At 71.8% G+C, this 13877-nt stretch carries 12 protein-coding genes; 9 read left to right on the forward strand and 3 right to left on the reverse strand.

From position 1 onward, the window contains the following. Positions 1 to 2: 2 nt before the first annotated feature. Entirely contained in the window at positions 3 to 1895 is a 1893-nt protein-coding gene (locus tag OG538_RS21235) for an ABC transporter permease (RefSeq protein WP_406095874.1), read from the reverse strand. A 98-nt stretch (positions 1896 to 1993) separates the two neighbouring features. Then, on the reverse strand, positions 1994 to 3211 hold the full coding sequence (locus OG538_RS21240; protein WP_406095876.1) for an extracellular solute-binding protein: 1218 nt from the start codon (positions 3209 to 3211) through the stop codon (positions 1994 to 1996). A gap of 260 nt (positions 3212 to 3471) precedes the next feature. On the opposite strand from OG538_RS21240, the gene OG538_RS21245 reads away from it, so the two are divergent. The 3 genes from OG538_RS21245 (at position 3472) to OG538_RS21255 (ending at position 6468) form a co-directional block, all read left to right on the forward strand. Further along, positions 3472 to 4785 (forward strand): phytase, encoded by a 1314-nt coding sequence (locus OG538_RS21245; protein ID WP_406095878.1) that lies wholly within the window; start codon positions 3472 to 3474, stop codon positions 4783 to 4785. A gap of 73 nt (positions 4786 to 4858) precedes the next feature. Then, positions 4859 to 5836: an anion permease gene (locus OG538_RS21250; RefSeq protein WP_406095880.1), complete on the forward strand. Its 978-nt coding sequence runs from the start codon at positions 4859 to 4861 to the stop codon at positions 5834 to 5836. Beyond that, positions 5833 to 6468 carry a DUF47 domain-containing protein gene (locus tag OG538_RS21255; RefSeq protein WP_406095882.1) on the forward strand — a complete coding sequence of 212 codons (636 nt, stop codon included), beginning with the start codon at positions 5833 to 5835 and terminating at the stop codon, positions 6466 to 6468. The genes OG538_RS21250 and OG538_RS21255 overlap by 4 nt, the downstream gene beginning before the upstream one ends. A gap of 76 nt (positions 6469 to 6544) precedes the next feature. Here OG538_RS21255 and OG538_RS21260 read toward each other — a convergent pair whose 3' ends face one another. Then, the gene (locus OG538_RS21260) at positions 6545 to 7288 is read right to left on the reverse strand and encodes a GntR family transcriptional regulator (protein WP_406095884.1); all 744 of its coding nucleotides are present in this window, start codon (positions 7286 to 7288) and stop codon (positions 6545 to 6547) included. Positions 7289 to 7450: 162 nt separating this feature from the next. On the opposite strand from OG538_RS21260, the gene OG538_RS21265 reads away from it, so the two are divergent. From OG538_RS21265 to iolD, 6 genes are read left to right on the forward strand one after another with little or no spacing between them, the layout of a single operon-like run. Beyond that, complete coding sequence (locus tag OG538_RS21265) at positions 7451 to 8449, forward strand: Gfo/Idh/MocA family oxidoreductase (protein ID WP_406095886.1); 999 nt, start codon at positions 7451 to 7453, stop codon at positions 8447 to 8449. Further along, complete coding sequence (locus OG538_RS21270) at positions 8449 to 9306, forward strand: TIM barrel protein (protein ID WP_406100241.1); 858 nt, start codon at positions 8449 to 8451, stop codon at positions 9304 to 9306. The genes OG538_RS21265 and OG538_RS21270 overlap by 1 nt, the downstream gene beginning before the upstream one ends. Before the next feature lie 32 nt (positions 9307 to 9338). After that, on the forward strand, positions 9339 to 10283 hold the full coding sequence (iolC, locus tag OG538_RS21275) for a 5-dehydro-2-deoxygluconokinase (RefSeq protein ID WP_406100242.1): 945 nt from the start codon (positions 9339 to 9341) through the stop codon (positions 10281 to 10283). Next, positions 10276 to 11151: a deoxyribose-phosphate aldolase gene (locus OG538_RS21280; protein ID WP_406095888.1), complete on the forward strand. Its 876-nt coding sequence runs from the start codon at positions 10276 to 10278 to the stop codon at positions 11149 to 11151. The genes iolC and OG538_RS21280 overlap by 8 nt, the downstream gene beginning before the upstream one ends. 11 nt (positions 11152 to 11162) lie before the next feature. After that, positions 11163 to 12002: a 5-deoxy-glucuronate isomerase gene (iolB, locus tag OG538_RS21285; protein WP_406095890.1), complete on the forward strand. Its 840-nt coding sequence runs from the start codon at positions 11163 to 11165 to the stop codon at positions 12000 to 12002. Continuing rightward, positions 11999 to 13855, forward strand: a complete 1857-nt coding sequence (gene iolD, locus OG538_RS21290; RefSeq protein WP_406095892.1) for a 3D-(3,5/4)-trihydroxycyclohexane-1,2-dione acylhydrolase (decyclizing) — start codon at positions 11999 to 12001, stop codon at positions 13853 to 13855. The genes iolB and iolD overlap by 4 nt, the downstream gene beginning before the upstream one ends. Positions 13856 to 13877 lie beyond the last annotated feature (22 nt).

Genomic DNA, 13877 nt, shown 5'->3' on the forward strand with positions numbered 1-13877 from the left:
CGTCAGCCTCCGAGTCCCGAGGACAGGTTGGTCCTGGTCAGGCGTTGGGTCAGGTACGTGGCGAGGAACGAGATCAGCGAGATGACGAGCACCACCGCGTTCGCCATCTGGTCGTAGGCGTAGTCCACGAGGTTGATGGAGAGCGTGGTGAGCAGCTGGGTGCCGGTGGTGGTCAGCATGATCACGATGCTGAGTTCCTTGAGCCCGGAGATGAACGGGAGCACCACCCCGGTCACCAGGGCACCGCGCTGGATGGGAATGACCACCTTGCGCATGCGGGTGAACCAGCCGGCGCCCGTCACCTGCGCGGCCTCCTCCGGTTCCGGGCCGAGCTGCATCATGGCGCTGATGCCCGAGCGCGAGGAGTACGGCAGATGGGTCACCGCGAGCACGATGACCAGCAGGGTGATCGACCCGTACAGGGCAGGAACGGGCCCTCGCTGTACGGCGAACAGGGTGAGGAACGCCGCGGCGAAGGCGATGCCGGGGACCATGTAGGGCAGGAAGCTGATCTGCCGCAGGGCGGTGCCCATCCGGCTGCCGCCCGAGCGGACCACGACGTAACCGATCAGCAGTCCGACGGCCCCGCAGATCAGTGAGGCCAGGCCGACGATGCGCAGGCTGTTCCAGGCGGCGTCCCACAGCTGGGTGCCGCGCAGCACACCGTGTGGGAAGCCGGGGGCGCCGGCGATGTGCTCGCCGATCCAGTACTTCAGCGTGAAGTTGTCCAGGCTGAACACGCCGGGTGTCTTGCTGACGGTGGACAGGGCCAGGGTCGCGACGGGGACCACCACCCCCACGGCGAAGATGGAGAGCGCGACGCCCAGTGCGGCCGGGCGCCAGCGGCCGAGGGGGCTGATCCGGTCCATCGCCCCCTTGCCGCCGACGGTCACGAACCGGCGCTGCTCGCGCACCAGCCGGGTGTCGATGATGATCACGACGATGCCGATCGCCACGATGACGCCGGCGAGCACGGCGGTGACGCCCTGCTGGTGGTCGTGGACGGCGCGGAACAGCGAGGTGGACAGCAACTCGTAGTTGACGGGCAGCCCGAGGATGTACGGCGTACCGAAGGTGCCCAGGATGCGGCCGAAGACCAGCAGTACGGACGAGGACATGGCCGGCAGCATCAGGGGCAGGGTGATCCGCCCCAGTACCGTGCCGCGCCGCGCTCCCAGCACCCGTGCGGAGTCCTCCAGTTGACTGTCGATGCGCCGCAGCGCGTTGCCGAGCAGCAGGAGGACGAAGGGGTAGTAGTGCAGCCCCAGGCAGATGATGATGGGTACGGCGCCGTAGGCGAGCCAGTCGGGGGTGTGGACGCCCCAGGCCTCCAGCAGGCCGATCTGGCCTCCCGAGCTGTCGTTCTTGAAGAGCGCCAGCCACGCCAGCGCGAACGTCCAGGACGGCAGCATGTAGGGGACGACCAGCGCGGTGGAGAGCCACTTGCGACCCGGTATGTCGGTACGGGTGAGCAGCCAGGCGGCGGTGCCGCCGAGTATCACAGCGAGCAGGGTGACGCCGAGGGCGACGACCACGGTGTGCCGCAGCGGTTCCCAGAAGAGGAAGTCGCTGACGGGTGAGCGGAACACGCGCCACAGGTAGTAGCCGGTGAGCGCGCCGACCGACTGCCCGGACTTCCCGTCGTCGCCGACCTGGACACGGGCGGCGTCGGAGAGCACCGCGACCAGGGGTGCCACCACGAGGTAGGCGAGCAGGACGACGAGTACGCCCCCGACCAGGTAGGTGGGTTCGTGGCGCAGCACGTTCAGGCGGTAGCGCAGTCGGTTGAGTCGTCCGGAGCCGCGCTTCCCGGTGGGGCCGCCTCCCCCGGCGGGGGCAGGGTCGGGACGGGGCGGATCGGCTGCGGGAGCGGTGTCGGGGTCGGCCACGGCCATGGGCGTTCTCCAGAGAGGGTGCGTGGTCCGGCCGGCCCGTCGGGGGAGGCCGGGCCGGCCGGAAAGGGGCTACGTCTGCGGGGGAGGGGCCGGGGAGGTCAGCTGTGGCTGATGCGCCACAGGTCCTGCATGGCCTCGGTGTCGGCGAAGTCCTTCGCCAGGTACTTGGGGTCGAAGGCGAACAGCTCCTTCTTCCAGTCGGTCAGACCGGGCGGGCTGAAGGAGCCCTGCTTCACCGCCGAGCTGCCGGGGATTCCCCCCGCGTCCATCTCGTGGCTGATGCCCTCCTCGGTGAGGACGAAGTGGGTGAAGAGCTTGGCGGCGTTGGGGTGCGTGCTCTTCGTGGCGATCGCCGAGTACTTCGGGTAGAGGTATCCGCTCCACGGCTTGAGCGTGTCGCAGACCTTCATCGAGTAGTTCTTCTCCTCGACGTCACGGAACTTGGCGTTGGACACGAGCCCGATGCGCGGCTGCTTCTGGTTGGGGGAGGCCACCGCGGCAGCCACGTCGTCGTCGGCGGAGGTGAGCACGGGGGAGTTCTTCGCCAGCCTGACGACCCACTCCTGGCCTGCCGACTTCTGCGAGGTCTTCAGCTCCCCGCCGGGGTGCGCGGCTGAGTGCGCGTCACGCAGGGCCTGGTCGGCGCCGTTGGACATCTGGTTGAACCACTCGACGATGTTGGGCTTGCCCAGCGGGTCCTGGAGGGCGACCTTGCCCTTCCACTCGGGCCCGACCAGGTCCCAGATGTTGTCGACCGGGCAGCCCTTGGGGAAGAGCTTCGGGTTGTACACCCAGACGTTGGCCTTCTGCAGGACGAGCAGCGGGCTGCGGTTCCCCTGCGGGATCTGCTCCGCCAGGTCGGCGGGTATCCAGGTGTGGACGACCTTCTGCGGCAGCAGCTCGCCGACCAGGCTGGGGCCGTCCTCGTACAGGGTCATGTCGATGGTGACGTTGTCGGCCTGCGCCTCCCTGGTCATCTTCTCCAGGGTGTCACCGACCTTGTTCTTCACGCCGGTTGCCTTGATCCCGTACTTGGCGGTGAACGCCTTGGCGACCTTGGTGATGTCGCCGGAGCTGTCGTAGACGGTGATCGACCCCTCCTTCTTCGCGGCCGCCTCCAGGGCGTCCAGGTCGAAGTCGGCGGCATCGTCGATGACGGCGGACGGGGTCGCGCCGCCGGGGGCGGCCGCGCCCCCTCCCTGTTGGCTCGACGGTGCGCAGGCCGCGGCGCCGGCGAGGACGGTGACCAGGGCCGCGAGGGCGATTCTGGGGACCGGTCGCTGCGTGCCACCGGTGCCGTGAGTGCTGCTGGACAATGCCTGACCTCCTGCGTGGGCCCGGCGGAGCCGGGCTGCTCCTGAGTGGGTCGGCCTTCTCCGCAACGCGGTCGGGGCGACTTGGGGAGCAGCTTCCGCCCGCCTTCTTCACTATGTCAAGACATGCTGATGTAACTCTGTGGAAAACCACGGATGTTGGCGTATCCGGGAGGCGCTTATGTCCGCAGCCTTTTATGTCAGCACATACTTATGTACTGTCCTGGCCATCCCGCACCGCCCAACCCACTCCGGGAGGCACGATGCACCTGTCCAGACGTTTGACCACGGTCTGTCTGGCGGCGGCGACCGCCGCACTGATGGCGACACCGGCGAACCCCGCGGCCGCCGCGAACACCCCGTCCGTGTACGCCGTCAGCGAGACCCCGGCCCAGTTCGACGACACGGCCGGCGGTGACGCCAACGCGGACGACCCGGCGATCTGGTTCAACGAGGCGGACCCCGACGCCAGCCTCGTCATCGCCACGGCCAAGCAGGGTGGACTGCGCGTCCACGACCTCGACGGCAACGAGATCCAGTCGATCCAGGCGCCCCCCGCGCCCGGCCCGGACAGCGAGCCCGGCCGGTACAACAACGTCGACCTGCTCCCGGGGTTGAAGATCAAGGGCACTCGTACCGACATCGCCGTCGTCTCCGACCGGGGACGCGACCGGCTGCGGATCTACGGCATCGACCGCAACCACCCCGACGCGCCGCTCACCGACCTCACCGACCCCGCCGCCCCGCGGGTGTTCAGCGCCACCGAGGCCGACGTGGACGAACAGGAGACCGCCTACGGCCTCGCCACCTGGCGCAACGCCGCCAACGGCCGCTACTACGCCCTTGCCAGCCAGCGCCACACGACCGGCCTCGCGCTCATGGAGCTGACCGCGACCGCCGCCGGAAAGGTCACCTACCAGCGGATCCGGACCCTGAACCTGCCGGCCTCGTTCGACATCGGCAACGGCACCCGCTGGACCCCCTGTGACGAGCCCGGCCGCACCCCCCAGGTCGAGGGCATGGTCGTGGACACCGAACGGGGTGTCCTCTACGCGGCCCAGGAGGACGTCGGCATCTGGCGGATGCGGGCCGACCTCACGGGAACGCCCCGGATCGTCGACAAGGTGCGCGAGTTCGGAATACCCGGGACCTATGACCCGGTGGCGGACGAGTGCACCGCCGGCACGGACCCGGGTGTGGGCGGCAAGCGCATCACCGCAGACGTCGAAGGACTGACGATCTACCGCGAGGACGACGGCGAGGGTTACCTGCTCGCCTCCAGCCAGGGCGACAACACCTTCGTCGCCTACGAGCGCCAGGGCGACAACGACTACGTGGGCAACTTCCGCGTCGCCCCATCGGCTTCCGGGGGGTCGGACGCGATCGACGGCTCCGAGGAGTGCGACGGCGCGGCGGTGCTCAACGCCCCGCTGGGCGACGCGTACCCGCACGGACTGCTCGTGGTCCACGACGGCTTCAACGCCCCGGACGTGACCGGGGAGGACGGAGAGGTCCGCACCAACACGAACTTCAAGTTCGTCGACTGGGACGACGTGGCCGACGCACTGGACGACTGACGGCCCCCGGGGCGGCGCGCACACCGGGGTCACCGGGTGCGCGCCGCCCCCACCACGTGAGGTAGCACCTTCCTTGACCACCACTGTCGCGTTGATCGTCACCGCCCTGGCCTTCGTCCTCGTCTGCGGTGCCAACGACGGTGCCTCGCTGCTCGCCATGGCCGTACGCCACAGCAGCGGTTCATCGGTTCCCGTACTGCTGATGCTGACCGCCGCCGTGGCCGCCGGGCCCGCCCTGTTCGGGGTGCGGGTGGCCCGCACCTTCACCGACGGACTCATACCGGGCGACGCCGCACACCCCGCGCTCATCTTCCTGTGCGGAGCCGCGGCCGCCCTCGTCCTCGTCCTGCTCCTCACCTGGCGGGGCATCCCCACCTCGATCACGCTGGCCGTCCTCGGCGGGCTGGCCGGCGCCGGTTCCGGACTGGGCGAACGTCCGCAGTGGGTCAGGCTCGGGCTGGTTCTGGGGATCGCGGCGGCAGCCCCGCTGATCGGCGCCGCCGCCGGGTTCGCCCTGGGCCGCGGTGCCCGCCGGATGCCGGCGACACCCGGGATGCCGCGCCTGGTGCACGGGGCGCACCTGGCGGCCTTCGGCTGCCAGTGCCTGGCCTACGCGGCCAACGACGGCCAGAAGATGTTCGCCGTCGCAGCCGTGGCGTCGGCCGGCAACGTCGGTGGCAGCCTGGACACACCCCCCGGTCTCGCACCCACCGTCGCCGTGGCGCTGGTCTTCGCGGTGGGGACCGTCCTCAGCCTGCGCCGGGTCTCCGGCGGGGCGTCGGTCCGGCTGCTGGCCGCCCGCCCCTGGCAGGTCGCCTCGGCGGAGATGGCCTCGTCCGCCACGGTGCTTTCCAGCGCCGCCCTGGGCGCACCCGTGAGCATGACCCAGACGGTGATCGGCGGACTGGTGGGTGCGGGGGCCAGTGAGGGGGGCCGCCGGGTGCGCTGGCAGTTCGCCGTCCCGCTGGTCACCGCATGGGGTGTGACCCTGCCCGCCGCCTACGCGGCCGGCCTGCTGGCCGGCCTTCTCGCCAGAGGAGTGACCGCATGACCCTCCGCAGAATCGTCGACGATCTCACCGGCCGTTCGCACCATCAGCTGACCGACCTGATCGCCTCCCAACTCGACGCGGCCATCGAGGGGGTGGGCCTGGCCTCCGCGATGGCCGACGGCACGCTCACGCCCGCCGAGGCCCGCGGGGCCATGGTCGAGGTCGAGCACCGGGGGGACACCGGCCGTGCCCGCCTGGTCGCCGAACTCGCCGTCGCCCTGACCACGCCGATCGACCGCGAGGACCTCTACCGGTTCTCCCGCTGCGTCGACGACGTACTGGACAACCTCCGCGACCTGGTGCGGGAGACCGATCTGTACGGTGCCGAGGGGGAGCCCGCGGACCTGCCCGCACTGGCCGGGGTGGCGGAGGGCCTGGCGGCGCTGCGCGGCGCGGTGCGGGGGCTGGCGGACCGGCCGGGGGAGGTGGACGCGGCCACCTCGGCTGCCCGTAAGTCGGCGGGACAGGTGCGCCGGCACTACCAGTTGGCGATGGCCGAGCTGCTGCGGCAGGACGTCGGCAGCGACACCCTCACCCGGCGCGAGCTGCTGCGCCGGCTGGACGTGGTGGGTCTGCGGCTGGGTGAGTCCGTGGCCGCGCTGTCGGACGCCATGCTGAAGCGCAGCCACTGATACCGACCGGCCCCTGCGGGCGGCCTGGTGCGGGCGGCGCCGAGGGCCGCCCGCACCAGGCCGCCCGCAGCGCCGTTCAGTGTGCGGTCAGCGTCATCTCGAAGGAGTACCGCGACGCGCGGTAGAGGTGGGACCCGAACTCGACCGGGCGTCCCCCGTCGCCCTGGACCGTACGTTCCATGGTGAGCAGCGTGCCGCTGCGGCCCTCACCCAGCAGCCGGGCCTCCGCCGCCGTGGCCCTGCGCGCCCCGACGGTCTGACGGGCGGTGCGCAGGGAGACGCCCGCCCGCTTGAGGAGTTCGTAGAGCCCGTATTCGGTGAGGTCGTTCTCGGTCAGGGGCAGCAGGTCCGCCGGGAGGTGGTTGTGCATGACGGCTATGGGTTCGTCGTTCGCGTAACGAAGCCTGCGCAGCGCCACGGTCGGCGTTCCGGGCTCGACTTCGAGCGCGAGGGCGACGGTGCCCATGGCCGGCACGGTCTCCATGGACAGCACCTCGGTGCGCGGCCGGCGGTCGTCCCGCTTGAGGTCCTCGAAGAGACTGGTCAGCTCGATCTGCCTGCGCACCCGGTTGTTGACGACCTGGGTACCCACGCCGCGCTTGCGTGCCAGGAGCCCCTTGTCGACGAGATGCTGCATAGCCTGACGCATCGTCGGGCGGGAGAGCCCGAACTTGTCCGCCAGCGCGATCTCGTTCTCCAGGCGGGTGCCGGGCGCCAATGTGCCGGACTCGATGAGCTGTTGGAGCTGCTGCGCGACCTGGAAGTACAGCGGTACGGGACTGCTGCGGTCGATGCTTATCAGCCTGGTGATCGATTCCATGGGGACTCCTCGACGCGACGAACCAGGCGTTCAGTATGCCGCACACTTCGACTCAAGCTCTGTACGTATATATGTCAGAACAAATGCTTGACTCGTTGTGAGTGCCGAGGATACAAATCAGGGACAGGCATCCACTCCTCCTCGAACCGGAGGCATTCGCGCATGCGCATCGGACTCATCGGTACCGGCCGCATCGGCACGTTCCACGCCGAGACCCTGATCGGACTGCCCGCCGTGTCGCGGGTCGTCCTCCACGACGCCCGTGAACACCAGGCGCACGACCTGGCCCTCAAACTCGGTGCCGAGCACGCGGGCGACCTCGACGGCCTGCTGGGATCCGGCCTGGACGCCGTCGTGATCGCGGCCCCCACCACCACTCACGCAGACCTCGTACGGGCCGCGGCCGCCGCGGGAGTGCCGGTCTTCTGCGAGAAACCGATCGCCGGCACCCTCGACCAGACCCGCGCCCTGCTGGCCGAGCTCGACGGCACCGGCATCCCGCTCCAGGTCGGCTTCCAGCGCCGCTTCGACGCCGGCTACGCCGCACTGCGTGACGCCGTCGCCGCCGGCGAACTGGGCTGGCTCCACACCATCCGGGCCTGTACCGCCGACCCGGCACCGCCACCGGCCGGATACCTGCCCGCCTCGGGCGGCATCTTCCGGGACTGCGCGGTTCACGACTTCGACATCGTGCGCTGGGTCACCGGCCGCGAGGTCGTCGAGGTCAGCGCCACCGGATCCAACCGGGGCGAGCCCTACTTCACCGCCGCCGGGGACGTCGACACCGCCGTCACCGTCCTCACCCTGGACGACGGCACGCTCGTGACCTGCACCGCCACCCGCTACAACGGCGCCGGTTACGACGTACGGATGGAGGTCGCCGGCTCCACCGGCACCCTGGCGACCGGCCTCGACCCCCACGCCCCCCTCCGTTTCACCCCCGGCGGACCGCAGCCCGCGGCCGTTTCCCACGACGGATTCCTCAGCCGCTTCCGTGACGCGTACGTCGCCGAGCTGACCGCCTTCACCGAGGTCGCCGCGGGTACCCGCCCCAGCCCCTGCACCGGGGAGGACGCACTGGCCGCCCTGCTGGTCGCCGAGGCCGCCGACCGGTCCTGCCGCACCGGTCGTCCCGTACGAGTAGAGGAGGCGGGCCGATGATCCGCGTTGCCGGAGCACCCATCTCCTGGGGCGTGTGCGAAGTCCCCGGCTGGGGACACCAGATGGCCCCGGAGCGGGTCCTCGACGAGATGGCCGCCGCCGGTCTGGCCGCCACGGAGTTCGGGCCCGACGGCTTCCTGCCGCAGGACCCCGAGGCCCGCTCCGCCCTGCTCGCCGGACACGGGCTGGCCGCCGTCGGCGGATTCGTCCCCGTCTTCCTGCACGACCCCGGCCGCGACCCGCTGCCCGGGGTCCGGCGCGCCCTCGCCGGGTTCGGCTCCGCGCGGACCCTGGTCCTGGCCGCCGCGACCGGGTCGGACGGCTACGACGCCCGCCCCGAACTCTCCGCACGGGAGTGGGGCGCGCTGCTGACCAACCTCGACCGGATCGCCGCCCACGCGGCGACGGAGGGCATCACCGCCACCCTCCACCCGCACATCGGCACGATGGTCGAGGGCCCGGACGAGGTCGAGAGGGTCCTCACCGGCAGCACCGTCCCCCTCTGCCTGGACACCGGCCACCTGCTGGCCGGCGGCAGCGACCCCGTGGACCTGGCCCGCCGGGCCGCCGACCGCATCGCCCACGTCCATCTCAAGGACGTCGACGCGGCGCTCGCCGCCCGGGTCCGGGCCGGGGACGTCACGTACACCGAAGCCGTCCGGTCCGGCCTCTACCAGCCGCTCGGCCGGGGCGACGTGGACATCTCCGCGATCACCACCGCCCTGGACGCGGCCGGATACGACGGGTGGTACGTGCTGGAACAGGACACCGTCCTCGATGCCGAACCCGCGCTCGGAGAAGGCCCGTTGGCGGACGTGACGGCCTCCCTCGCCCATCTGCGCAAGGTGACGTCGTGACAGCCCCGGCCCGTGCCCCCGAGGTGCTCGTCATGGGGCGGCTCGGCGTGGACCTCTACCCGCTCCAGCAGGGGGTGGGTCTGGCCGACGTCGAGTCCTTCGGCAAACACCTGGGCGGCAGCGCGGCCAACGTCTCCGTCGCCGCCGCCCGGCACGGCCGCCGCACCGCCCTGATCAGCCGCACCGGCCAGGACCCCTTCGGCGACTACCTCAGGGCCGAACTGGGCCGGTACGGGGTCGACGCGGCCCGCGTCCGTCCCGTCGCCGGACCCCCGACCCCGGTCACCTTCTGCGAGGTCTTCCCGCCCGACGACTTCCCCATCTGGTTCTACCGCCCGCCCGGCACCCCGGACCTCCGGATCCACCCCGGGGAACTGGACCTGGACGAGGTGCGCGCGGCCGGACTGCTCTGGATCACCGGCACCGGACTGTCCGCCGAACCCAGCGCCGCCGCCCATCTCGCCGCCCTGGCCGCGCGCGACCGGTCCGGGATCACGGTGCTCGACCTCGACTACCGGCCCGGGCTCTGGTCCTCCCCGCAGGCGGCCGGACCCGCACTGCGGGCCGCTCTCGCGGGGGCCACCGTGGCCGTCGGCAACCTCGACGAGTGCGAGGCAGCCGTCGGCGAACGGGACCCGGACGCCGCGGCCGACGCCCTGCTGGCCACCGGCATCGAACTGGCCGTGGTCAAACAAGGACCCGCGGGGGTGCTGGCACGCACCGCGAAGGAGCGGGTCGTGGTCGCACCCCACCCCGTCCGCGTCGTCAACGGCCTCGGCGCGGGCGACGCCTTCGGCGGCGCCCTGTGCCACGGCCTGCTCGCGGGCTGGCCACTGACGCGGACCCTCCGCTTCGCCAACGCCGCAGGCGCCTTCGTCGCGGGGCGGCTCTTCTGCGCCCCCGACATGCCGACTACCCCACAGGTGGAGGACATGATGGACCACGCGCACTCCCCGGAAGCGGCACCGCATGCGTGACGGAGCGCTGCAGACCCTGATGGAGACCCGGGCCCGGCGGCCCGAGGCGATCCTGGAGGCGGCCCAGCGCCGCAGCCGACGCCCGATGATCCAGCCGTCCGGCCGACTGATGCTGGTGGCCGCCGACCATCCGGCCCGCGGCGCCCTCGGTGTACGCGGCCGGCCCGACGCCATGGCGAACCGCGCCGGGCTGCTCGACCGCCTGCTGACCGCCCTGGAACGCCCGGGCGTGGACGGCGTGCTCGGCACCCCCGACGTCCTGGAGGACCTGCTGCTGCTCGGCGCCCTGGAGGACAAGGTCGTCATCGGCTCGATGAACCGCGGCGGCGTGCCCGACACCGTGTTCGAGATCGACGACCGGTTCACCGCCTACGACGCCGCCTCGATCGAGGAGATGGGCTTCAACGCCGGAAAGATGCTTCTTCGCATCGACCCCTCCGACCCGGCCACCGCTGCCACCCTGGAGGGCTGTGCGGACGCCGTCTCCTCCCTCGCCGACCGCAGGCTCACCGCCCTCGTCGAGCCCTTCTGGGTCCGGCGCGGCCCGGACGGGCGAGCCGTCAACGACCTGCGGCCCGAGCCCATGGTCCGAGCGCTGGCCATCGCCCAGGGACTGGGACGCACCTCCGCCTACACCTGGCTGAAGGTGCCGGTCGTCGACAACATGGAGGCGGTGATGGAGGCGTCGACGCTGCCCGCGCTGCTGCTCGGCGGAGACCCTCCGGGCACCCCTGACGAGACGTACGCCTCGTGGGAGAAGGCACTCCGGCTCCCCACCGTGCGGGGACTGGTGGCCGGACGGTCCCTGCTCTACCCGCCCGACGACGACGTGGCCGCCGCGGTGGACACCGCCGTCGGCCTGCTGTGAGAGGAGACGCCATGGACGGCCATCAGCCCGCGGGCAGCACCGCGCACGGCCCCTGGACCGTGGACACCGGTATGCGGCACACCGGACTCAGAGTGCTGGAGCTCGCCCCCGGCGGCTCGCAGTCCTTCGGTACGCAGGAACGCGAGGTGATCGTGCTGCCCCTGTCCGGCTCCTGCTCCGTGCGCTGCGGAGCCGGGGAGTTCGAACTGGCCGGGCGCCCCGGCGTCTTCGAGGGCGTGAGCGACTTCGCGTACGTCCCCCGGCGCAGCGACGCCGTCATCAGCAGTCCCGGGGGCGGGCGCTTCGCGCTGGCGAGCGGCACCGCCCGGCGGGATCTGCCGTTCCGCCGCGGCCCGGCCGAGGCGGTGCCGGTCGAGACACGGGGCGCGGGCTCCTGCCGCCGCCAGGTCAACAACCTGGCCAGCGCCGACGGCTTCGCGTGCGACCGGCTGATCGTGGTGGAGGTCCTCACCCCGGACGGCAACTGGTCCAGCTATCCGCCGCACAAGCACGACGAGCACACCGCGACCGAATCGGAGCTGGAGGAGGTCTACTACTTCGAGATCGGCCGCGGCGGCTTCGGGCAGCACCGGCTCGGCGGCAGCCCGCCCGGACCCGCCGGCGAGACGGCCGAAGTCCGCACCGGTGACGTCGTGCTGGTCCCCGACGGCTGGCACGGCCCGTCGGCCGCACTGCCCGGCTACCCGATGTACTACCTCAACGTGATGGCCGGCCCGCACGACGAGCGCGCCTGGCGGATCACCGACGACCCGGCGCACGCCTGGGTCCGGGAAACCTGGGAAGGCGCGACGGACACCACCGGAGCACCGTCCGCGGAAGGAGCAGCATGATCCGGCTCACCGTCGCACAGGCACTGGTACGTTTCCTCGTCGCCCAGCACACCGAGCGGGACGGGGAGAGCAGGCGCCTGTTCGCCGGCTGCTTCGGCATCTTCGGGCACGGCAACGTGGCCGGTCTGGGCCAGGCGCTCTGGGAGAACCGCGACCTGACGTACTACCAGGCCCGCAACGAGCAGGCGATGGTGCACACCGCCGCCGCGTACGCCCGGATGACCGACCGGCTCTCCACGTTCGCCTGCACCGCATCGGTCGGCCCCGGGGCCACCAACATGATCACCGCCGCCGCCGGGGCCACCGTCAACCGGCTCCCCGTGCTGCTCCTGCCCGGGGACACCTTCGCCACCCGCGTCGCCGAACCGGTGCTCCAGCAGCTGGAGATGCCATGGGCGGGCGACATGACGGTCAACGACGCCTTCCGGCCCGTCTCCCGGTACTTCGACCGGATCGGCCGACCCGAGCAGCTGATGGGCGCCGCCCTGGCGGCCGTACGCACCCTGACCGACCCCGTGGACACCGGTGCGGTGACGCTCGCGCTGCCGCAGGACGTCCAGGCCGAGGCGTACGACTGGCCGGAGGAGTTCCTGGCGCCCAGGGTGTGGCGCATCGACCGCCCGGCCCCGCAGCCCCAGGTGCTGGCCGATGCCGTCGGGATGATCCGGGCCGCGCGCCGCCCCCTCGTCGTCGCCGGGGGAGGCGTCGTCTACGCGGGCGCCACCGAGGCGCTGGACGTCTTCGCCCGCGCCACCGGCATCCCGGTCGCCGAGACCCAGGCGGGCAAGGGGGCGCTCCGGCACGACCACCCGTCCTCGGCCGGCGCCATCGGGCACACCGGCACGACGGCGGCCGACGCACTGGCCCGGGAGGCCGACCTGGTGATCGGGATCGGTACCCGCTACAGCGACTTCACCACCGCCTCGCACACCCAGTTCGCCGACGCCGGGGTCCGGTTCCTCAACATCAACGTCGCCCGGTTCGACGCCGTCAAGCACGCCGGACTGGCGATGGTCGCCGACGCCCGCACCGCCCTGGAGGCGCTGACAGCCGCACTGTCGGACTGGCAGGTGCCCCCGGAGCACCGCGCACGGACCGTCGCCCTGGCACGCGACTGGGACGCGGCCGTGGACGCCGCCCACCACCTGGGGCACACCCCGAAGCCCGCGCAGTCCGAGGTGGTCGGGGCGGTCAACGAGGCAGCCGGCGAGGACGGTGTCGTGGTCTGCGCGGCCGGATCGCTCCCGGGCGACCTGCACAAGCTCTGGCGGGCGGCGGACCCGAAGCAGTACCACGTCGAGTACGGGTATTCCTGCATGGGTTACGAGATCGCCGGCGGGCTCGGCGTGAAGCTCGCAGCCCCGGAGCGCGAGGTCTTCGTCATGGTGGGCGACGGCTCCTACCTGATGATGGCGCAGGAACTGCTGACGGCCGTCTCCGAAGGGATCAAGCTCATCGTGGTGCTGGTCCAGAACCACGGCTTCGCGTCGATCGGGGCGCTCTCCGAAACGGTGGGCGCGCCCCGCTTCGGCACCTGGTACCGCTATCGCGACGCGGACAGCGGAGCGCTGGAGGGCGACCGGCTGCCCGTGGACCTGGCGGCCAACGCGGCCAGCCTGGGGGCGGACGTCCTGCGCGTCGCCGGTATCGCCGGACTCCGCAAGGCGCTCGCCGAGGCCAGGGCCGCCGACCGGTGCACGGTGATCCACGTCGAGACGGACCCGATGGTGTCCGCGCCGTCCTCCGGGGCCTGGTGGGACGTGCCGGTCGCGGAGGTCTCCGACGCCCCGGAGACCAGGGCGGCCCGGGAGGCGTACGTGAGGGCCAAGTCCGTCCAGCGGCCGTACCTCTGAGGCCGGCACCGGTGGGCCGGGC

The organism is Streptomyces sp. NBC_01013 (genome assembly GCF_045162765.1).
Classification (GTDB): Bacteria; Actinomycetota; Actinomycetes; order Streptomycetales; family Streptomycetaceae; genus Streptomyces.

Bases quoted from the DNA above. Each gene is read 5' to 3' on its own strand.
- OG538_RS21235 (WP_406095874.1), bottom strand. From the start codon at position 1,895: ATGGCCGTGGCCGACCCCGACACCGCTCCCGCAGCCGATCCGCCCCGT.
- iolD (WP_406095892.1), top strand. From the start codon at position 11,999: ATGATCCGGCTCACCGTCGCACAGGCACTGGTACGTTTCCTCGTCGCC.
- OG538_RS21260 (WP_406095884.1), bottom strand. From the start codon at position 7,288: ATGGAATCGATCACCAGGCTGATAAGCATCGACCGCAGCAGTCCCGTA.
- iolC (WP_406100242.1), top strand. From the start codon at position 9,339: ATGGGGCGGCTCGGCGTGGACCTCTACCCGCTCCAGCAGGGGGTGGGT.
- OG538_RS21280 (WP_406095888.1), top strand. From the start codon at position 10,276: ATGCGTGACGGAGCGCTGCAGACCCTGATGGAGACCCGGGCCCGGCGG.
- OG538_RS21265 (WP_406095886.1), top strand. From the start codon at position 7,451: ATGCGCATCGGACTCATCGGTACCGGCCGCATCGGCACGTTCCACGCC.
- OG538_RS21255 (WP_406095882.1), top strand. From the start codon at position 5,833: ATGACCCTCCGCAGAATCGTCGACGATCTCACCGGCCGTTCGCACCAT.
- iolB (WP_406095890.1), top strand. From the start codon at position 11,163: ATGGACGGCCATCAGCCCGCGGGCAGCACCGCGCACGGCCCCTGGACC.
- OG538_RS21245 (WP_406095878.1), top strand. From the start codon at position 3,472: ATGCACCTGTCCAGACGTTTGACCACGGTCTGTCTGGCGGCGGCGACC.